We start from the raw sequence: 19378 nt of genomic DNA, 5'->3' as shown, positions 1-19378 counted from the left end.
GCCCGGCGCGCCGGGTCAGTCCGACAACCGCCGGCGCAGGGTCAGCTCGGTACCCGTCGCGGTACGGCTGACCGAGAGATCGCCGAGCGCGCGGATCAGGGAGAGCCCCCGGCCCCGGAACTCCGACCCGGAGGACTGCCGCCACTGACCGCTGTCCCGGACGGTGACGCTCACCGTCCGGTCCTCGATGGTCACCTCCACGTCGATCACCGGCTCCACCGGTGCCACCGGATGCTCGATCGCGTTCGCCGCCGCCTCGGAGACCGCCACGGTCAGGTCGAACAGGTCCGTCTCGCCGACGTCGTGGGCGACGAGGAAGTCCTCCACCCGCTTGCGCAGCGTGCTCAACCGGGTCGGGTCGGCGGGCAGCCGCAGCGCGAAGCGGTCCTGCTCGGTCGCCTCCAGCGCGAGCACCGCCACGTCGTCGCGGCGAGGGCTCTCCACGACCCGCCCGACGACGGTGTCCACCAGGTCGGCGACGTGCCCCTCGAAACCCGCCACGTCCGACCGGAGCTGCGCCAACCCGACGTCGATGCCGAGGTGCCGGTCCTCCACCAGACCGTCGGTGTAGAGGAGCAGCCGGCAACCCGGATCCAGCGTTCCGGTCTCGGTCCGGTACGACGTGTCCGGGATGGCGCCGACCGGCGGGCCCAGGGCGCGGTCGTGCAGGAACGCCACGTCGCCTCCTCTGATCAGCAGCGGGGACGGGTGGCCTGCGCTGGCGTACCGCAGCCGCCCGGTTCGGGGATTGAAACAGAGACAGACGACAGTGGCGAACGAGCGTCGCTCGACGGAGCCGACCAACCGGTTGAGCCGGGTCAGCGACTCGCCCGGGTCGAAGCCCTCCAACGCGTACGCGCGCAGCGCGTTGCGGAGCTGCCCCATGGCCGCGGCGGCCTGCACGCCCTTGCCCACCACGTCCCCGATGGCCAGCACCACTTCGTCACCGACCTCGACGACGTCGTACCAGTCGCCGCCGACCTCGACGTCACCGCTGCCGGGCAGGTAGCGGCTGGCCACCACCGCACCGGCCAGCTGCGGCAGGGTTCGGGGCAGCAGACTGTGCTGGAGGGTGGTGGCGATCCGGTGCTCGGCCTCGTAGAGCTGGGCGTTCTCCAGCCGTACACCGACCAGCCGGGCCAGTTCGGTCAGCGCGGCCCGATCGGCGTCCGCGCGGTCCCCGTCACGACGCCAGATCCGCAGCTCGCCGAGGGGTTCGCCGACGGTGCCGGCCAACGGCAGGACGACCGAGGGCTCCCCGGACGAGTCGCCGCCACCGTCCGCCTCGTACCGGGCCCCGGAGGCGGTGACCACGGCCCGCGCCGCGTCGACCAGGGAGAGCGCGTGCCGGGCGGCGACGGCGACCACGTCGGCGGTGGAACGGGCGGTGTTGACCGCCACCGCCGCGTCGGCCAGGGCCCGCAGTCGCCGGATGATCTGCCCGCGCAGCTGCCCGAGTTCGACGTTCGACCGGACCCGGGCGATCAGTTCCTGCCCGGAGATGGGCTTGGTCAGATAGTCGTCGGCGCCGACGGCGAGCCCGGCGACCGCCTCGGCCGAGCCGGCCCGGGCGGAGAGCAGCACGATCGGCACGTGCCGGGTACGCGGATCCGCCCGCAGGGCGGTGACCAGGCCGAAGCCGTCCAGCCTCGGCATCATCACGTCGGTCAGCACCAGGTCGAACAGGTCGCCCTCGATCGCCTCCAGGGCGGCCACGCCGTCGGCGACCGCGACGACCTCCCAGGAGGAGGAGAGCAGCCGGGTGACGTGCTCCCGCAGGTCGGCGTTGTCGTCGACGACCAGGATCCGGCCCGCCCGGCCGCGACCGGTCGTGCCCCCCGACGGGGCCGGCTGGGTGGACCAGAGCGCGGCTTCGGTGACGTACAACCGGGCCTGCCCGGAGTCGGGGAGCGGGACGGGAACGTCGACGATCCGGTCGGGCGGCAGGTGCGCGGAACCGAACGGCAGCGTGACGGCGAAGGTGCTTCCCCCGCCCACCCGGCTGGTCACGCCCACCTCGCCGCCGTGCATGTCCACCAGCTCGCGGACCAGGGCCAGGCCGATCCCGGTCCCCTCGTGGGTGCGGGAGCGGGCCCCGTACACCCGGTGGAACCGCTCGAAGACGTGCGGGAGCTCGTCGCCGGAGATGCCGACACCGGTGTCGGTCACCTCCAGCCGCGCACCGCCCGCCACCTCCCGGACCCGGACCCGGATCTCCCCGTCGAAGGTGAACTTCACCGCGTTGGAGACCAGGTTGAACACGACCTTCTCCCACATGTCCCGGTCGACGAAGACCGGCGCGGGCAGCGGCGGACAGTCCACGGTCAGCCGCAGCCCGGTCCGCTCGGTGGCGGAGCGGAAGGTGCTGGCCAGCCGGCTGGTGTAGTCGGCCAGGTCGGTGGGGCGGAAGTCGGCGGTGAGCCGTCCGGACTCCAGTCGGGCGAAGTCCAGGACGGTGTTGACCAGCTTGAGCAGGCGCAGCGCGTTGCGGTGCATCACGGTGAGCCGCTCGGTGTGGGCGGCCGGCAGGTCCGGGTCGGCGAGCATGTCCTCCAGCGGCCCGAGCACCAGCGTCAACGGGGTACGGAACTCGTGGCTGACGTTGGCGAAGAAGTTGGTCTTCGCCCGGTCGAGCGCGGCCAGTTCGGCGGCCCGGGTCCGCTCCTGCTCGCACGCCCGCTGCCGGGCGACGGCCCGGGAGACCTGTGCCGCGACGAGGTCGAGGAAGGTGCGGTACTCGGTGGTCAGCGGGAACCGCGTGGCGGTGCCGAGGACGAGTGCCCCGACGACCTCGGTGGCGGCGACGACCGGAAGGACCAGGGCCCGCGGGGCCGTCCCGGCCGGTACCGGGACGACCAGGTCGACGACGTCGACGGACCGGGCCTCGGCGCCGGCGAGCACCGCCCGGACCGCCTCCGGCAGCGCCTCGGCCGACGCCACCCGGTCGGGGTCCGTGCCGCCGCACCCGACCAGGGTGACCCGACCGGTCGGGTCGGTCAGGTAGAGCAGCCCCAGCGGGACGTCCGCCCGGTGCGCGTCGAGCACCTCGGCCGTGGCGCGGCCCAGGTCGGTGCCGTTCTCCACGTCGGTGAGCCGGGAGCCGAAGTCGGCCAGGGCCCGCAGGCGGCGTTCCCCGAGCACCCGGCCGGTGGTCTCGTTGACGATGCAGTACACCCCGCTGATCGAGCCGTCGTCGACGCGGATCGGATCGTAGGTGACGTCGAAGTAGACCTCTTCCAGGAAGCCGTGCCGGCGCAGCAGGAAGGGACGGTCCTCGGCCCGGTAGGACTCGCCGGTGCGGCGCACGCCGTCCAGCAGCGGTCCGAGATCGGGCCAGGTCTCGGTCCAGTGTTCCCGGGCGGGCTGGCCGAGGGCGTAGGGGTGCTTGGTGCCGATGGTCGGCAGGTAGGCGTCGTTGTAGAGGGCCCGGTGGTCCGCCCCCCAGAACATCACGATCTGGGCCTTGGAGGTGAGCATCATGGTGACCGCGTTGGCCAGCGCCGAGGGCCACTGCTCCGGACGGCCCAACGGGCTGTCGGCCCAGTCGAGGTCACGGATCCGGGCACCCATCTCGCCGCCGGCCGCGAAGGCGGCCGTCAGCTGGGGAGGCACTCCCCCGCCGGTGGTACCCCTCGACGGGCCACGCTCGTCCACGCCCCCCTGGGCCGAGCTCATGCTGCCTCCCGCTCCGGCCGTGTCCCGCGCGCCCCTGATTTCGTCACCCACCCGTGCCCCGCCTTGTACCCAGGCGGACCAGCAACGTAACGCATCGGCTTTCCGCGACGCTGGTTACCCGCACTCCGTCCCGACGTGACCGGCCGACCACGGATCGCCAGCCACCCCGGACGCTGCGCGAGCGCCCGGTCGGGACGTCACCCCGCCGGGTGGGCGGCGGACGGGACGGTCAGAAGACCGGCAGGCCGTCGATGCTGGCGGCGTTCTTCGTCGCCCGGTAGACCACCAGGTCCTCGGTCGTCCGCCGGGAGTGGTTGGCGAGCAGCATCTCCCGGTCGCCCTGGTACTCCATCAGGGGCACGGAGAACCCGCAGGAGTCGGAGACCCGGTCGACCTCGACGATCACGACCGCCCGGACGGCGTGCAGGTCCGGCGGGTCGGGAAAATCGGCGAGCCGGGCGGCGAAGTCGGGCGCCTCCACCGCGACGGTGCTGCCCCGCCCGTGCAGCCGCACGACCTTGGGCGGTCCGGCGAAGGCACAGAACATCACCGTGATCCGGCCGTTGTCCCTCAGGTGGGCGATGGTCTCCGCACCGCTGCCGTGGTAGTCGAGGTAGGCCACCCGGTGCGGTCCGAGGACCACGAAGGTGCCCCGCATGCCCTTCGGCGACACGTTGACGTGCCCGTCCACGGAGGTGGGGGCGGTCGCCACGAAGAAGACCGGCTGTGCCTCGATGAACGCGCGCAGCCGTCCGTCGATCTCGGGGTAGACCTTGCCCATGTCGTCCATGGTCCCACTGGTGCGCCGGCACCGGTGTCCCGTGCCCGCCGGGCGGGACCCGGGCACCCCCGCGTCGCCCTAATTGCCTTGCCGACCGATTGACACCGGGCGCATGATTGTCCTCGTGACCAGGCCCGATCCGGGCCACCGCCGGGCACTCGGACCCCGGCACCGCGGCGGCGCGGGGCGTCGGTCACCTCTCTCTCACCGGTACGGCGATGCGCCGTACCCGACAACCGCCCCGCGCCCCGCCCGGTCGGTGTGGGCCATCTCACCGGGCACCGCGCAGTCGGGCGGTGCTGTCAGTCGGCCGGCACCGGAGGACCGACGGGCCCAGGCGGTGCCGGCTCTAGGCCGCTGACTCCAGGATCAGGGAGATCCCCTGCCCGACGCCGACGCACATGGTGGCCAGGGCCCGCCGGGCCCCCCGGTGCCGCAGCTCCAACGCGGCGGTCAGGGCGAGCCGGGCTCCGCTGGCGCCGAGCGGGTGACCGAGCGCGATCGCCCCGCCGTTGGGGTTGACGTGCTCGGCGTCGGCCGGCAGGCCCAGCTCGCGCAGGACCGCGACGGACTGTGCGGCGAACGCCTCGTTCAGCTCGATCACGTCCACGTCGGCCAACTGGAGGCCGAGCCGGTCGAGCAGCCGGTGGGTCGCCGGCACCGGACCGATGCCCATGATCCGGGGCGGCACCCCGGCGGACGCGGCCCCGACGACGCGCGCCAGCGGGGTCAGCCCGTACCGGGCGACGGCCCTCTCACCGGCCACCAGCAGCGCCACCGCGCCGTCGTTGACGCCGGAGGAGTTGCCCGCGGTCACCGTTCCCCCCTCGCGGAACGGGGTGGGCAGGGCGGCCAGCTTCTCCAGGGAGGTTTCCCGGGGGTGCTCGTCGGTGTCGACCAGCCGGGTGCCCCGACGCCCCTCGGGGACCGTCACCGGCACGATCTCCTCGGCGAACCGTCCGGCCGCCTGGGCCCTCGCGGCGCGCTGCTGGGAACGGAACGCGAAGGCGTCCTGCTCGGCCCGGTCGATGCCGAACTCGGCGGCGACGTTCTCCGCCGTCTCCGGCATCGAGTCGATGCCCCACTCGCGCCGCATCAGCGGGTTGACCAGCCGCCAGCCGATCGTGGTGTCGTACACCTCGGCGGTACGGGAGTACGGGGTGGCCGCCTTCGGCATGACGAACGGCGCCCGGGTCATGCTCTCCACCCCACCGGCGACCACCAGTTCGGCCTCGCCGGCCAGCACGGCGCGCGCGGCGATGGCGAGCGCGTCCAGCCCCGAGCCGCAGAGCCGGTTGACGGTGCTGCCGGGGACGGTCGCCGGCAGACCGCCGAGCAGCGCGGCCATCCGGGCCACGTTCCGGTTGTCCTCCCCGGCCTGGTTGGCGCAGCCGAGCACGACGTCGTCCACCCGCTCCCAGTCCACCGTGGGGTGCCGGGCGACCAGCTCGCGGAGCACGTGTGCGGCCAGGTCGTCGGGGCGGACCCCGGCCAGCGCGCCGGCGTACCGGCCGATCGGGGTGCGGACTCCGGCCACCAGGTATGCCACGCTCATCGCTGCTGTCCTTCGGGGGTGGGAAGGGACGGGAAGGGTGCCGGGACGGGTCGCGGCGGCACCCGGCCAGGATATCGGCCCCGCGACCGGGGGCGGAGACCACGGAACCGGTGCCGGAGGGCCGGGAACGGAGCGCGGGACCGGCCGCCGGAACGGGTTAGATTGACCGCATGGGCCACGCCGTGACGACCACCGTGGGCCGCCGCCTGCCATCCGGCCCCCGGCCCCGGACCGTCGGGCCCGTCGAGGCGTGACCGAACTCACCCGACGGATGGCCGCCGCAGGCGCGGCCGGCGGCATGCTCGGCGGCACGGTCGCGGTCGTCGTCGCCGTGGCCGCCGGGCCCGGACCGGGCCTCACCGGGTACGTCAGCGAGGCGGGCATCGCCGACAGCGGGTACGCCCCGACGTACCGGATCGGTGTGTTCGCCCTCTCCGCCGCCCTGCTGCTGCTCGCCGTGGCGCTGGCGGCGGCGGCCCGGCCAGCCGCCGTGCTGCTGGCCGCCGGAAGCTTCTGCACGATGCTCTCCGGGGCGGTCACGTGCAGCGACGGCTGCCCATTGCCCCCGTTCGAGCGGGCCACCACCGCCGACCTGGTGCACGGCGGAGCGAGCGTGGTCGCGGTGGCCTCGGTGGTCTTCGCCATGCTGGCGGTCGTGCTGTGCTCCGCCGCCGGGCCGCTCCTGCGCCGGGTGGCCGCCGTCGGTGCGCTGGTCGCCCTGCCGCTGGCTGCCGCCGTCGGACTGGCGATGCTGGTCGTGGGGCGGGGCGCGACGGTCGGCGTGCTGGAACGGCTGCTGCTGGCGGAGATCGTCGGCTGGGGCCTGGCCACGGCCGCCCTCCTCACCCTCCCGCCTGCGGGTCGACGGGCCGCTGCGCGGTAGCAGGTATCCCCGGCAACCACCCCGGACGCAGGCGTGTAAGGAGCCTCACCGAGGCAGCTCCTTTCGCGGGCGGGTCGGGGCGGCGTATCGTCGCCAGGCGATGACCAACGTCTGGCACCTCACCGTCCGCCTGTACGTCGACCTCCGACGGCAGGCCAGCGGTGTCTGTCCGGCGCGGCTGCTCCCCTGACGCCGCTGCCGTTCCCCGACCCCTTGGACATCCCGTGCCTTCCTTCCTGCGCAAGTTTCCCTTCTCCCTGCAGATCCTGCTCGGCCTCGTCGTCGGCGTCCTGCTCGGCCTGGTGGCCCGCGCCAACGACCTGAGCTGGTTGACCAGCACCCTCGACACCGTCGGCGGGCTCTTCGTCCAGCTGCTCAAGCTGGCCGTGCCGCCCCTGGTCTTCACGGCCATCGTGGTCAGCGTGGTGAGCCTGCGCGGCGTCGCCAACGCGGCCCGGCTGGCGCTGCGGACCCTGCTCTGGTTCGGCGTCACCGCCCTGGCCGCGGTGGGCGTCGGCATCGGCCTCGGCCTGCTCACCAACCCCGGCCGGGGCGTCACCCTGGACGTCGCCGGAGCGACCGCCCCGGAGCGGACCGGTTCCTGGACCGACTTCCTCGCCGGGATCGTCCCGACCAATCCGGTCGGCGCGTTCGTCGAGGGCAACGTCCTCCAGATCGTCTTCCTCGCCCTGGTGGTCGGGGCGGCGGCACTGCTGGTCGGCCCGGCCGCCGAACCGTTCGTGGCGGTCAACCGGGCGCTGTTGGAGATCGTGCAGAAGGCCCTCTGGTGGGTGATCCGGCTCGCCCCGCTCGGCACCCTCGGCCTGATCGGCAACGCGGTCGCCTCGTACGGCTGGGACCTGCTCGCCCCGCTCGCCCGCTTCACCACCGCCGTCTACGTCGGCTGCGCGATCGTCCTGTTCGTGGTGTACCCGCTGGTGCTGGTCACCGCCGGCCGGCTCAACCCGCTGCGCTTCTACGCCGGCGCCTGGCCGGCCGTGCAGCTCGCCTTCGTCTCCCGGTCCTCGGTCGGCACGATGCCGGTGACCCAGCGTTCCGTCGAGCGCCTCGGCGTGCCCCGCGAGTACGCGTCCTTCGCCGTGCCGTTCGGCGCGACCACCAAGATGGACGGCTGCGCGGCGATCTACCCGGCGCTGGCCGCGATCTTCGTGGCCCAGGTCTTCGGCGTGGACCTCGCCGTCACCGACTACCTGCTGATCGCCTTCGTCTCGGTGGTCGGCTCGGCCGCCACGGCTGGCCTGACCGGCGCGATCGTCATGCTGACCCTGACCCTGAGCACGCTCGGCCTGCCCCTGGCCGGGGTGGGGCTGCTGCTCGCCATCGACCCGATCCTGGACATGATCCGCACCGCCACCAACGTGGCCGGGCAGGCCTTGGTGCCGACGGTCGTCGCCGCTCGTGAGGGCATCCTCGACCGGGACGCGTACGACTCCGCCGGGTGGCGGGACAGTGTGGACCCGGCCCGTCCGGACCGTCCCACCCGGGCGTCCGTCGACCGCCCGGCCGGCGACCTGGCCCCCACCCCCGCCTGACCACACCGCCTCGCCCAGACGGTCGCCACCGGCCCGCCGCCCCAGCCCCGACGGTCACCGCTGCGGCCGCCGGTCGCCGGGGCCCCGCAACGCAGAATGCGGTGACCGGGGACCCCCGCGACCACCCTCCCCCGAGAGGAACCGAGATGAGCGCTCTGTTCACCCCGCTGCCGCTGCGCGGCGTCACGCTGTCCAACCGGGTGGCTCTGGCGCCGATGTGCCAGTACCGCGCCGACGCCGACGGCCGGCCGAACGACTGGCACCGGGTGCACCTCGGCGCCCGCGCCGTGGGCGGCGCCGGCCTGGTGCTGACCGAGGCCACCGCCGTGGTGCCGGAGGGTCGGATCAGCCCGCAGGACACCGGCATCTGGTCCGGCGCGCAGGTCGACGCGTGGCGGCCGATCACCGCCTTCGTCACCCGGCAGGGCTCGGTGCCGGCCGTCCAACTCGCGCACGCCGGGTTCAAGGCCTCCACGTACCGGCCCTGGGCGCCGCGACGGGGCGGGGTGCCCGACGCCGACGGCGGCTGGACGCCGGTCGGCCCCGGCGCGGAACCCTTCGTGCCCGGCTACCGGACTCCCACCGCCCTGGACGCCGCCGGTGTCGAGGCGGTGGTCGGCGCGTTCGGCGCGGCGGCGGCACGGGCCGTGGACGCCGGCTTCGCGGCGGTGGAGATCCACGCCGCACACGGCTACCTGCTGCACGAGTTCCTCTCGCCACTGACCAACCGTCGTACCGACGGCTACGGCGGTGACCGGGCCGGTCGGATGCGCCTCGCCGTCGAGGTGGCCCGGACGGTACGCGCGGCGGTCGGCGAGGAGGTCCCCGTCCTGGCCCGGATCTCCGTCACCGACTGGGTCGACGGGGGCTGGACGGTCGACGACAGCGTGGTGCTGGCCGGGGAACTGGCCGCCGCCGGGGTGGATCTCGTCGACTGTTCCTCCGGTGGGGCCTCGCCGGACGCCCGGATCCCGGTCGGGCCGGGCTACCAGGTGCCGCTGGCCGCCCGGGTCCGCCGTGACGCGGGCGTGCCGACCGGCGCGGTCGGACTGATCGTCGAACCGGAGCAGGCGGAGCGGATCGTCGCCGACGGCGAGGCCGATCTGGTGCTGCTCGGCCGGGAACTGCTGCGCGACCCGTACTGGCCGCGGCGGGCGGCGACGAAGCTCGGCGCCGATCCGGGGTGGCCCGACCCGTACGCCCGCGCCTGCTGACCGCCCGGACCCGACCCGTACGCCCGCGCCTGCTGACTGCCCGGACCCGTGCCGGCCCGCCGTGGAGCGGGCCGGCACCGGGTCAGCCGGCCAGGTGGGACCACCGGTCGGCCAGGTCGTGCCAGGGGCCCTGGGCGGCCACCCGTCCGCCGATCAGCACCACCACGTGATCGGCCTGGACCAGGGCGGCCCGCTTGGACGTCGACCCGACCACGGTCACCCCGGACGCGCGCAGCGCCGACCAGAGCGCCAGCTCGGTGGTGACGTCCAGGGCGGAGGAGACGTCGTCGGCGATCAGCAGCTCGGTCCGGGGTGCCAGCGCGCGGGCCAGCGCGAGGCGCTGCAACTGCCCGCCGGAGAGCCGGGTGCCCTTGTGTCCGATCAGCAGCCCGAGGCCGCCACCGGCCGCCGCCAGGTCGTGATCGAGCTGTGCGGTGGAGACGGCGCCGGCCGCGTCCACCTCGTGCCCGAGCGTGATGTTGTCGGCCACCGTGCCGGAGAGCACCCGGGGCAGCTGACCGACGTAGCCGACCTGGTTGGGCCGCAGGAAGATCTCGGGTTCGGTGACCGGGTCCCCGTTCCAGGTCAGGCCGCCGGTGTGGTGCACGATGCCGGCCAGCGCCCGCAGCAGCGACGACTTGCCCGCCCCCACCGGCCCGACGACGAGCACCAGCTGACCCCGGCGCACGGTCAGGTCGACGTCGCGGACCGCGACCAGGCCGTCCTCGTGCACCGCCGAGAACCCGGTGAGCGTCAGCTCGCGCAACGGGTGTCGGGGGGCCGGCTCCGGCGCGGGCGCGGTGCCGGCGGACAGGTCGAGCCCGGGAACCGCCGTCGAGTACGCCGTCATGCCGGTCATCGCCGCCGTCCGTTTCGTCCAGACCCGGGCTGACGGGTACTGGGAGATCAGCGAGGCGGTGGTCCAGGCGAACCAGCGGGCGGCGCCCAGCGTGGAGACGGCCACCAGGGTCGCGCCCGCCGACAGCCCACCGGCGAGGAAGAGCGCCCACGCGCCGACCGGCAGCAGGCCGCTCATCACCGACGGCGTCGACCGGGACCACACCTGCACCTTGATCTCCCGCCGCTGCCGGTCGCTGCGGAGGGTGTCCAGGGTGGCGAGGTGATCGAGCACCGGGCCGGTGGCTCCGGCGAGCTTCACCGTCCGGGCCGCCGACAGCGACGACACCAGGGCGGTGGCGAAGGCCGCGCGGGCCGCCACGGTGGCCCGCGCGGAACGCTCCAACCGGGGCCCGAACAGCGTGGCCGCGAGCGCCGAGACCACCATCGTGCCGAGGAAGAACAGTCCCGGTACGACGCTGCCGGAGACCGCCGTCATCGCCACCACGAGCACCAGGCTGGTGGCGTTGTCCATCACGTTGTCGGCGAGCTGCACCACCCGTTCGGTGTCGCCGCCCTGGGCCACCACCTCGGCGGGGGTGTGCCCGCTGACCCGGCGCGCGCCGATCTGCCCGTACAGCAGCCGGGCGCTGATCCGCAGGCTCTGCCGGACCCACCACTGCGGGAACCACAGGTTGGTCAGGTACGGCACCGGCAGGGTGACCAGGAGCGCGGCGACGATGCCGAGGGCCGGCAGCCAGAGCGTGCCGACGTCGTCCACCACGCCCGCCCAGAGCCAGGGCAGCACCGCGCCGTCCAGCCCGAGGATCGAGGAGAAGGTGAACAGCGCCAGCGCGATCATGCCGTACCGGCCGTCGTTGACGACCAGGCGGAGGATCTCCCGTACGGTGCGGGCCGGTGGGGTCGCCGGCGCGGGTGGCGCGTCGGCCCTCGACACCGGCTCTCCGGCCGGCGTCGGGCGTTCCGCCACGGCCACCGCCGACCGGGAGGTGCCCTCTTCCCGACCCCGGGATCCGCCCCCGTCGGCCGTCGGGTCGCGCCGGCCGTCCGGACCGCCCCCGGCCGGGACCAGCACCCGTTCGCCGCCGCCGGTCGCGGCCGGCGGATCGTCGTACGTGCTGGTGTGGCTGGCGGCCAGCAGCCGGGCGAAGCGCTCCGACTCGTGCAGCGGCCCGGCCTCCACCACCGCGCCGTCGGAGAGCACCACCACCTCGTCGCATCGCCGGACCGAGGAGAGCCGGTGCGCGATGACGATGCCGATCCGGTCGGCGAGCAGGCGTTCGGTGGCCCGTTGCACCCGGGTCTCGGTGACCGGGTCGAGCCGGGCGGTCGCCTCGTCGAGGATCACCACGTGCGGGTCGCGGACCAGGATCCGGGCGAACGCGACGAGCTGCTCCTGGCCGGCGGAGAGGACGTACCCACCCTCGCCGAGCCGGGTCTGCACACCGTCGGGCAGCTCCGCGACCCAACCGTCGAGCCCCAACTCGTGCAGCGCGCGGCTGGCGGCGTCGAGCAGGTCCGGGTCGAAGAGGGCGACGTTCTCGGCGAGCGTGCCGGCGAGGATCTCGGTGCGCTGGGGCACCACGGCGACGAACCGGCGCAGCTGCTCGACGTCCAGGTCGAGCAGGTCCACACCGGCGAGGTGGACCGTCCCCCGGGGCAGCTCCACGGCCCGGGAGAGCACCTTGGCCAGCGTCGACTTGCCCGAGCCGGTGCGCCCGACCACCGCGTACGACCGTCCGGGGACGAAGGTGAGCCGCACGTCGCGCAGGGCCGGGCCGCGCGCGCCGTCCGTGGTCGGGTAGCGGAACGTCAGGTCCCGGATCTCCAGCCGGCCCGGGACCGGCGACCCTCCCCCGGTCGGCTCCTGCCGGGAGCCGGCGAGCAGCTGGACCCGGGCCCACGCGCCGAGGGCGGCCTGGAGCTGCGGCACCATCCGGGTGACCTGCTCGACGGTGCCGCCGAAGGCGAGGACGAGCAGCCAGATGGCGGTCAGCCGGGCGCCGTCGACGCGACCGTCCAGCAGGGCCCACCCGCCGGCGAGGACCACGCCGGCGATGCCGAACCGGGTGATCACGGTGGCCGTCGTGCTGACCTGGGCAGTGAGCCGCCACACCCGCTCGCCCTTGCGCAGCACCTGGGACGCCCGCTGGGCGAAGAGCCGCAGCACGTACGGGCGGGCCAGGGTGGTCCGGACGTCGTCCTGGCCGTGGATGGCCTCCTCCAGCACGGCGGCCAGATCGGACCAGGCCTCCTCCTCGGCCATCCGGGCCGGGGCGATCCGCGCGGTCGGGCGGCGCAGCATGAGCACCAGCAGCACGGTCAGCACCAGCATGCCGGTGCCGGCCGGCCACCAGACCAGCAGGGCGACCCCGGTGGAGAGCAGGCCGGTGGCCAGCGCCTGGGTGAGCCGGACGCCGACGTGGCGCACCTCCGCGCCGACCTGGTAGACGTCGCCGTCGATCCGGTCGAGCAGCTCGCCGACCGGGGTGCCCTCCAGGGTCGGCAGGTCCTGGCCGAACGCGACCCGGCACAACCGCCGCCGCACGTCGGCCGTCCAGTCGGCGGTCAGCCCCGCCATCACCAGGCTGATCACCAGGTCGGCGAGGACCACGGCGACCAGCGCGGCGGCGAGAAGCGTGAAGAGCGGACCGGAGCGGTGCACCAGCACCGGTCCGGCGAGTGCGGCGGCGGCCGCCTGGCCGGCGGCGCCGAGGACGATCAGAACGGCCACGAACGTCACCCGGCGGGGCGAGGTGACCCACAGGTCGCGGAGCAGGCGCATGGAAGGAGATCCTCCGGTCCCGGGTGGCGGAAGGTCCAGCCTCTCCGGCGGCGGGCGCCGGTTCAACGCATTTACGCCACCGGCAGAGGGCAGGCCCGGCTCAGAACAGCACGGTGGCGAGGGTGCCGACGGGCCGGAAGCCGCACCGCTGGTACACCCGGCGTGCGGGCAGGTTGAAGTCGTTGACGTACAGGCTCACCGTCGGCGCGACCCGGAGCAGGGCGTCGCGCACCACGGCCGCCATCGCGCCGGCGGCGATCCCCCGCCCGCGCCACTGCGGGTCGACCCAGACCCCCTGCACCTGGGCGGTGCGCCGGGTCACCACGGCCAGTTCGGCCTTGAACACCACCCGGCCGTCGACGAACCGGGCGTACGCCCGACCGGCGCGGACCAGTTCGGTCACCCGCCGCCGGTAGCTGCGACCGCCGTCGTCCACCAGGGGCGACACCCCGACCTCCTCGGTGTACATCGCCACCGCCGCCGGGAAGAGGAGTTCGACCTCACCGACGCGGACCTGGCGTACCTCCCGGTCCACCGGTACGCCGGGCAGCGCGTCCGTGGCCAGCAGGGGCTGGTTCGGGCGGACGTCCCGGGCCGGTCCCCAGGAGGCGGAGAGCCGGTCCCAGAGGCCGAGGACCGCGTCCGCCCGCCCGACGATCGACGAGCAGATCCGCTCCTCGCCGCCGAGCAGGTCGGCGAAGGCGGCGACGGCGGTCCGGTCGGCCAGCACCGGCGTCAGGTTCCCGCCCAGCCAGCAGATCGACTCCACGTGGCGGCGTGGGCCGTACCCGAGGATCCGCCCCTCGGCCCGCCACCAGGCCAGCCCACGGGCGGCGACCCGCTCGGCCACCTGCGCGCCCGCGTAGGGGTCGCGGTCGAGCAGCCGCTCGACCGAACGACGCTCCGACTCGCCCAACTGCCGCACCGGCACCGTCAGCACGGATACCAGCCTGCCAGATGCGGCCGTTGCCGCGCCGGTCGAGTGGGCGAGCCCGCCCGGACGTGGGGCGACCCGGCGGCGGTGGCCACCGGGCCGCTGCGGGTGGTCGTGGTTCAGTGGACGGTGACCGTCGCGCCGCCGACCAGGTCGCGCAGGTCGTCCGGCAGCTCCGCGCCCATCTCGTCGGCGATCCGGAGCGCCTCTTCGATCAGCGTCTCCACGATCTGCGCCTCGGGCACCGTCTTGACGACCTTGCCCTTGACGAAGATCTGCCCCTTGCCGTTGCCGGACGCGACGCCGAGGTCGGCCTCGCGCGCCTCACCCGGGCCGTTGACGACGCAGCCCATCACGGCCACCCGCAGCGGGACGGGCAGCCCCTCCAGGCCGGCGGTGACCTCCTCGGCGAGCTTGTAGACGTCCACCTGGGCCCGGCCGCAGGACGGGCAGGAGACGATCTCCAGGCCGCGCTCGCGCAGGCCGAGCGACTCCAGGATCTGGTTGCCGACCTTGATCTCCTCGACCGGCGGGGCGGAGAGCGAGACCCGGATGGTGTCGCCGATCCCCTCGGCGAGCAGCGCGCCGAAGGCGACGGCCGACTTGATGGTGCCCTGGAACGCCGGGCCGGCCTCGGTCACGCCCAGGTGCAGCGGGTAGTCGCAGCGCTCGGCGAGCTGCCGGTAGGCCCGGATCATCACCACCGGGTCGTTGTGCTTGACCGAGATCTTGATGTCCCGGAAGCCGTGCTCCTCGAAGAGCGAGCACTCCCAGAGCGCCGACTCGACCAGCGCCTCGGCGGTCGCCTTGCCGTACTTGGCGAGGAGCCGCTTGTCCAGCGAGCCGGCGTTCACGCCGATCCGGATCGGCACGCCCGCGTCGCCGGCCGCCTTGGCGATCTCCTTGACCTTGTCGTCGAACTGGCGGATGTTGCCCGGGTTGACCCGGACCGCCGCGCAGCCGGCGTCGATCGCGGCGAAGACGTACTTCGGCTGGAAGTGGATGTCGGCGATCACCGGGAGCTGCGACTTCCGCGCGATGGCCGGCAGCGCCTCCACGTCGTCCTGGCTGGGCACCGCCACCCGGACGATCTGGCAGCCGGCCGCGGTCAGCTCGGCGATCTGCTGCAACGTCGCGTTGACGTCGGAGGTGAGGGTGGTGGTCATCGACTGCACGGAAACCGGGGCGCCGCCGCCGACGGGCACCGGCCCGACCATGATCTGCCGGCTGGCGCGGCGGGGCGCCAGGGCCGGGGGTGGCACGACGGGCATACCGAGACTGACAGCGGTCACTTCAGGCACTCACCTTGAGAAGAGCGTGATCGGATTGACGACGTCCGCCGTGACGGTCAGCAGCGTGAACACGCCACCGACCAGGATCACCGCGTACGTGACGGGCATGAGCTTGAGGTAGTCGACGCGGCCCGGGTCGGCCCGGCCGAACCGGGCGTAGAGCCAGGACCGGACGCGCTCGAACCAGGCGATCGCGATGTGGCCGCCGTCCAGCGGCAGCAACGGCAGCAGGTTGAACACGCCGACGAAGAAGTTCAGCGAGATGAAGAGCAGGACGAACAGCTCCCAGGCGTCGTTGGCGACCGCCTCGCCACCGAGCCGGCTCGCGCCGACCACGCTGATCGGGGTGTCCATGTCCCGCTCGCCGCCGGTGATCGCCTCCCAGAGGGCGGGCACCTTCTCCGGGATGCGCTTCATCGCCTCGTACGTGCCGACGGCCATGTTGCCGGTGTACTCGGCGGTCGCCCCGAACGCGTCGACCGGGCCGTAGGTGACCATGTTCGGGGTGCTGGGGCGCAGGCCGACGCCGAGCGCGGCGACCGGCCCGACCGGACCGTCCGTGTCGTCCAGCGGCGGGCGCTGGGTGGTGGCGAGGGTGGCCCGGGTGGTGGCCGGCTGGCCGTCGCGGAGGTAGCCGATCTCGGCGGTGCTGCCCGGGGCGGCGGCCCGCAACGCGACGAGCAGCTGCCCGTAGTTGTCGATCGGGGCGCCGTTGAGCGAGGTGATCCGGTCGCCGCTGCGCAGTTGGGCCTGCGCGGCGGGGCTGGCCGGGTCGGCGGGGGTGCAGGCGCGGACGGCGTTCTCCGGCACCACGCACTCACCGAGCGCGATCACCGCCGGTTCCTGCCGGGCCTGCTCCTCGGTGGTCGGGAAGTCCGGGTTCGGCAGGCCCATGAAGACGGCCGCCAGCCAGAGCGCGACGACGGCGAGCGCGAAGTGGGTCGCCGACCCGGCGCTCATCACGATGGTCCGCTTCCAGACCGGGTACCGCCACATCACCCGCGGCTCGTCGGCCGGGTCGACGTCGTCGTCCTGCGGGGTCATTCCGACGATCTTGCAGAAGCCACCCAGCGGGATGCCCTTGATGCCGTACTCGGTCTCACCCCGCTTGACCGACCAGAGCGTGGGGCCGAACCCGACGAAGTAGCGGGTGACCTTCATCCCGAACGCCTTGGCGGTGACCATGTGCCCTGCTTCGTGCAGGCTGACCGAGACGAGGATGGCCAGCGCGAACAGGACCACCCCGAGCAGGTACGCCATCAAGCTCCTTCCACCGACGCCGCGATGATCTGCTGCGCGTGCGCGCGCGCCCAGGACTCCGCGCCGAGCACGTCCTCGACGGTACCTGGTTCGTCGAAGTCGGGAGCCTCCTCCAGCACCCGCTCCAGGGTGTCGACGATGCCCAGGAAGGGCAGTCGACCGGCGACGAAGGCGGCCACGCACTCCTCGTTCGCCGCGTTGTAGACGGCCGGGCGGCAGCGCCCCGTCTCGCCGGCCGCCTTGGCCAGCCGGACCGCCGGGAACGCCTCGTCGTCGAGCGGGGCGAACTCCCAGGTGTGGGCGGTGGTCCAGTCGACCGCCGACGCGGCGTCCGGCACCCGGTCGGGCCAGCCGATGCCGAGCGCGATCGGCAGCCGCATGTCCGGCGGGCTGGCCTGGGCGATCGTCGAGCCGTCGACGAACTCGACCATCGAGTGGATCACCGACTGCGGGTGCACCATCACGGTGATGTCGGCGTACGGCACGTCGAACAGCTCGTGCGCCTCGATCACCTCCAGCGCCTTGTTGACCATCGTCGCCGAGTTGATGGTGACCACCGGCCCCATGTTCCAGGTGGGGTGGGCGAGCGCCTGCTCGGGCGTGACCGTGGTCAGCTCGTCGCGCCGCTTGCCCCGGAACGGGCCGCCGCTGGCGGTGACGACCAGCCGCCGCACCTCGCCCCGCGTTCCGGACCGCAGGCACTGGGCCAGCGCCGAGTGCTCCGAGTCCACCGGCACGATCTGCCCCGGCCGGGTCACCGCGGCCCTGACCAGGGGGCCGCCGGCGACCAGCGACTCCTTGTTGGCGAGCGCGAGGGTACGCCCGGCGCGCAGCGCGGCGAGGGTCGGCGCGAGCCCGAGCGAACCGACCACCCCGTTGAGGACGACGTCACAGCGCCACTGCGCCAGGTCGGTCATCGCGTCCGGTCCGGCCACGATCTTCGGCAGCTTGAAGTCGCCGGTGGCCCAACCGCGCCGGCTCGCCTCGGCGTAGAAGGCGAGTTGGAGATCCTGGGCGGCGGACGCCTTGGCCACCCCCACCGCCTCCACGCCCAGTTCGAGCGCCTGGGCGGCGAGCAGGGCGACGTTGCCGCCGCCCGCACCGAGCGCCACCACCCGGAACCGGTCCGGGTTGCGCCGCACGAGGTCGATGGCCTGGGTGCCGATGGAACCGGTGGAACCGAGCAGGACGAGGTCCCGGGGAGAAGTCACCCGGCCATTGTTCCCCAGCCGCGCGAACCGCTTGCCGGGAGCCTCAGCCCTCCGGGTCGACCTGTTCCTCCGGGTTCTCCCCGTTCTCCTCCAGTGCCTCCTCGTCGAGGAGATCAGCCGGATCGACGGCGAACGCGAAGGGCCTCGTCATGGTGAAGGTACTACCGGCCGCCGCCGGAGGACCGGAGCACGGCGACATCGGGGATGAACAGGTCCCTGCCCGAGACCACGTTGATCTCGGGATAGACCCACAGGCCGGCCCGGCGGGCAGCACGGTGCAGGAGACAGGGCAGTTCACGTTCGACCGACTGGTGGTCGATTCCGGCGTGGGGTGTCACGACCACACTTCCGCTCAGGACCTCAACCTTGGGGCCGTTGGTCTCCGGCAACAGGTCGAGGGCGAGCTGGGCGGTCCACGGCTCGTCCCACCACCGCAGCACGTCGAACGACGGCTCGGTGGGCTGCGGGGCCGGCTCGGGCGCGAAGGCTGCCTGGGCCATCCGGGCTCACCCCCTCAGCGGACCATCCTGCCCACCCCAGCCTAGTCCTCGCAGCCCTCGCCACACCCTGTCGCACAGCGTGTCCGACCTGCGGCGGACGTGGCAGCCGGGACCGCCTCCTCGACCGTCACGCGGCGGCTGGGCATCCCGCCGCGAATCCTGGACGTGCCAACTCCCGGTTCAGGACCGGCAACCTCTTGCGGCGCTTCGTCGGCCGGGCGCGGGCACGGTGAGCGGCACCTGCCGGCGCGGCCCCACGCGTGCGGTCGGCCGACGCGACGCTCGTCGGCGCGGCCGGTCAGTGCGTCGTCGGGCGGTGCAGGACGAAGGCGTCGACCTCTTCGCCGCCGTACCAGTCGGTGCGCCGGCCGAGGTAGCTCATGCCGAGCCGGCGGGTGACCGCCTTCGACGCCTCGTTGCCCGGATCGGTCACCGCGTAGACCTGCGCGGTCGCGGTGTGCGCCCACTCCCGGTCGATCAGCGCCCGGGCCGCCTCGGTGGCGTAGCCGTTGCCCCAGTGGTCGGGGTGCAGGTGCCAACCCACCTCGATGTCGTCGGTCAGCGTCCGGTCGTCCGGGCCGGGCAGTTGCTTGATCATGGTCGTGCCGACCACCTGCCCGGTGCCGCGCCGTTCGACCGCCCAGATGTCGTACCAGCCGTCCCGGGAGCCCCGGAGCGCCCAGCGCCGCAGCACCTCGACCGCCTGCTCCGGGGCGCTCAGCGGCACCATGTTGCCGAACCAGCGCACCACCTCGGGCCGGGAGTACATGTCGTAGATGCTCGCCAGGTCGGCCGGCTCCCGCGTCCAGGAGCGGACCAGCAGGCGTTCCGTCTCGATGATCACCGCCATGACGGGGCAGCGTAATGCGTGCGGCGG

General features: G+C 73.8%; 13 protein-coding genes. 3 read left to right on the top strand and 10 right to left on the bottom strand.

The window, feature by feature from the left end:
• Nucleotides 1-15: 15 nt before the first annotated feature.
• The 3 genes from AB0F58_RS17820 to pcaF all read right to left on the bottom strand — a co-directional run bounded on the left by AB0F58_RS17820 (nucleotide 16) and on the right by pcaF (nucleotide 6011).
• Nucleotides 16-3675: a SpoIIE family protein phosphatase gene (locus AB0F58_RS17820; protein ID WP_357143613.1), complete on the bottom strand. Its 3660-nt coding sequence runs from the start codon at nucleotides 3673-3675 to the stop codon at nucleotides 16-18.
• Between the two features lie 229 nt (nucleotides 3676-3904).
• Nucleotides 3905-4456 (bottom strand): pyridoxamine 5'-phosphate oxidase family protein, encoded by a 552-nt coding sequence (locus tag AB0F58_RS17815; RefSeq protein ID WP_357143610.1) that lies wholly within the window; start codon nucleotides 4454-4456, stop codon nucleotides 3905-3907.
• Nucleotides 4457-4805: 349 nt separating this feature from the next.
• The gene (gene pcaF / locus AB0F58_RS17810; RefSeq protein ID WP_357143608.1) at nucleotides 4806-6011 is read right to left on the bottom strand and encodes a 3-oxoadipyl-CoA thiolase; all 1206 of its coding nucleotides are present in this window, start codon (nucleotides 6009-6011) and stop codon (nucleotides 4806-4808) included.
• Between the two features lie 250 nt (nucleotides 6012-6261).
• On the opposite strand from pcaF, the gene AB0F58_RS17805 reads away from it, so the two are divergent.
• The 3 genes from AB0F58_RS17805 to AB0F58_RS17795 all read left to right on the top strand — a co-directional run bounded on the left by AB0F58_RS17805 (nucleotide 6262) and on the right by AB0F58_RS17795 (nucleotide 9661).
• On the top strand, nucleotides 6262-6894 hold the full coding sequence (locus AB0F58_RS17805) for a DUF998 domain-containing protein (RefSeq protein WP_357143606.1): 633 nt from the start codon (nucleotides 6262-6264) through the stop codon (nucleotides 6892-6894).
• A 236-nt stretch (nucleotides 6895-7130) separates the two neighbouring features.
• Complete coding sequence (locus tag AB0F58_RS17800; RefSeq protein ID WP_357143803.1) at nucleotides 7131-8447, top strand: dicarboxylate/amino acid:cation symporter; 1317 nt, start codon at nucleotides 7131-7133, stop codon at nucleotides 8445-8447.
• 146 nt (nucleotides 8448-8593) lie between these two features.
• Nucleotides 8594-9661, top strand: a complete 1068-nt coding sequence (locus AB0F58_RS17795; protein WP_357143604.1) for an NADH:flavin oxidoreductase/NADH oxidase — start codon at nucleotides 8594-8596, stop codon at nucleotides 9659-9661.
• A gap of 82 nt (nucleotides 9662-9743) precedes the next feature.
• Here the strand turns inward: AB0F58_RS17795 and AB0F58_RS17790 are convergent, their stop codons facing one another.
• The 7 genes from AB0F58_RS17790 to AB0F58_RS17760 all read right to left on the bottom strand — a co-directional run bounded on the left by AB0F58_RS17790 (nucleotide 9744) and on the right by AB0F58_RS17760 (nucleotide 19351).
• Nucleotides 9744-13304, bottom strand: coding sequence for an ABC transporter ATP-binding protein (locus tag AB0F58_RS17790; protein ID WP_357143602.1), 3561 nt, complete (start codon nucleotides 13302-13304; stop codon nucleotides 9744-9746).
• 100 nt (nucleotides 13305-13404) lie between these two features.
• Nucleotides 13405-14244: a GNAT family N-acetyltransferase gene (locus AB0F58_RS17785; protein ID WP_357143600.1), complete on the bottom strand. Its 840-nt coding sequence runs from the start codon at nucleotides 14242-14244 to the stop codon at nucleotides 13405-13407.
• A 113-nt stretch (nucleotides 14245-14357) separates the two neighbouring features.
• Nucleotides 14358-15530: a flavodoxin-dependent (E)-4-hydroxy-3-methylbut-2-enyl-diphosphate synthase gene (gene ispG, locus AB0F58_RS17780; RefSeq protein ID WP_357143598.1), complete on the bottom strand. Its 1173-nt coding sequence runs from the start codon at nucleotides 15528-15530 to the stop codon at nucleotides 14358-14360.
• Nucleotides 15531-15539: 9 nt separating this feature from the next.
• Nucleotides 15540-16790 (bottom strand): site-2 protease family protein, encoded by a 1251-nt coding sequence (locus tag AB0F58_RS17775; protein ID WP_357143596.1) that lies wholly within the window; start codon nucleotides 16788-16790, stop codon nucleotides 15540-15542.
• Nucleotides 16790-18001, bottom strand: a complete 1212-nt coding sequence (dxr, locus tag AB0F58_RS17770) for a 1-deoxy-D-xylulose-5-phosphate reductoisomerase (RefSeq protein WP_357143593.1) — start codon at nucleotides 17999-18001, stop codon at nucleotides 16790-16792. The genes AB0F58_RS17775 and dxr overlap by 1 nt, the downstream gene beginning before the upstream one ends.
• 161 nt (nucleotides 18002-18162) lie before the next feature.
• Nucleotides 18163-18501 (bottom strand): hypothetical protein, encoded by a 339-nt coding sequence (locus AB0F58_RS17765; protein WP_357143591.1) that lies wholly within the window; start codon nucleotides 18499-18501, stop codon nucleotides 18163-18165.
• Between the two features lie 298 nt (nucleotides 18502-18799).
• Nucleotides 18800-19351, bottom strand: a complete 552-nt coding sequence (locus tag AB0F58_RS17760) for a GNAT family N-acetyltransferase (RefSeq protein WP_357143589.1) — start codon at nucleotides 19349-19351, stop codon at nucleotides 18800-18802.
• Nucleotides 19352-19378 lie beyond the last annotated feature (27 nt).

The sequence above is a fragment of the Micromonospora sp. NPDC023956 genome (assembly GCF_040639195.1).
Taxonomy (GTDB): Bacteria; Actinomycetota; Actinomycetes; order Mycobacteriales; family Micromonosporaceae; genus Micromonospora.
This window is presented reverse-complemented; position numbering and strand designations above follow the sequence as displayed.

What these genes read in the sequence shown, in the direction of transcription:
- AB0F58_RS17820 (WP_357143613.1), bottom strand. Translation starts at nt 3,675, where the DNA reads ATGAGCTCGGCCCAGGGGGGCGTGGACGAGCGTGGCCCGTCGAGGGGT.
- AB0F58_RS17815 (WP_357143610.1), bottom strand. Translation starts at nt 4,456, where the DNA reads ATGGGCAAGGTCTACCCCGAGATCGACGGACGGCTGCGCGCGTTCATC.
- pcaF (WP_357143608.1), bottom strand. Translation starts at nt 6,011, where the DNA reads ATGAGCGTGGCATACCTGGTGGCCGGAGTCCGCACCCCGATCGGCCGG.
- AB0F58_RS17795 (WP_357143604.1), top strand. Translation starts at nt 8,594, where the DNA reads ATGAGCGCTCTGTTCACCCCGCTGCCGCTGCGCGGCGTCACGCTGTCC.
- AB0F58_RS17790 (WP_357143602.1), bottom strand. Translation starts at nt 13,304, where the DNA reads ATGCGCCTGCTCCGCGACCTGTGGGTCACCTCGCCCCGCCGGGTGACG.
- AB0F58_RS17775 (WP_357143596.1), bottom strand. Translation starts at nt 16,790, where the DNA reads ATGGCGTACCTGCTCGGGGTGGTCCTGTTCGCGCTGGCCATCCTCGTC.
- AB0F58_RS17765 (WP_357143591.1), bottom strand. Translation starts at nt 18,501, where the DNA reads ATGGCCCAGGCAGCCTTCGCGCCCGAGCCGGCCCCGCAGCCCACCGAG.
- AB0F58_RS17760 (WP_357143589.1), bottom strand. Translation starts at nt 19,351, where the DNA reads ATGGCGGTGATCATCGAGACGGAACGCCTGCTGGTCCGCTCCTGGACG.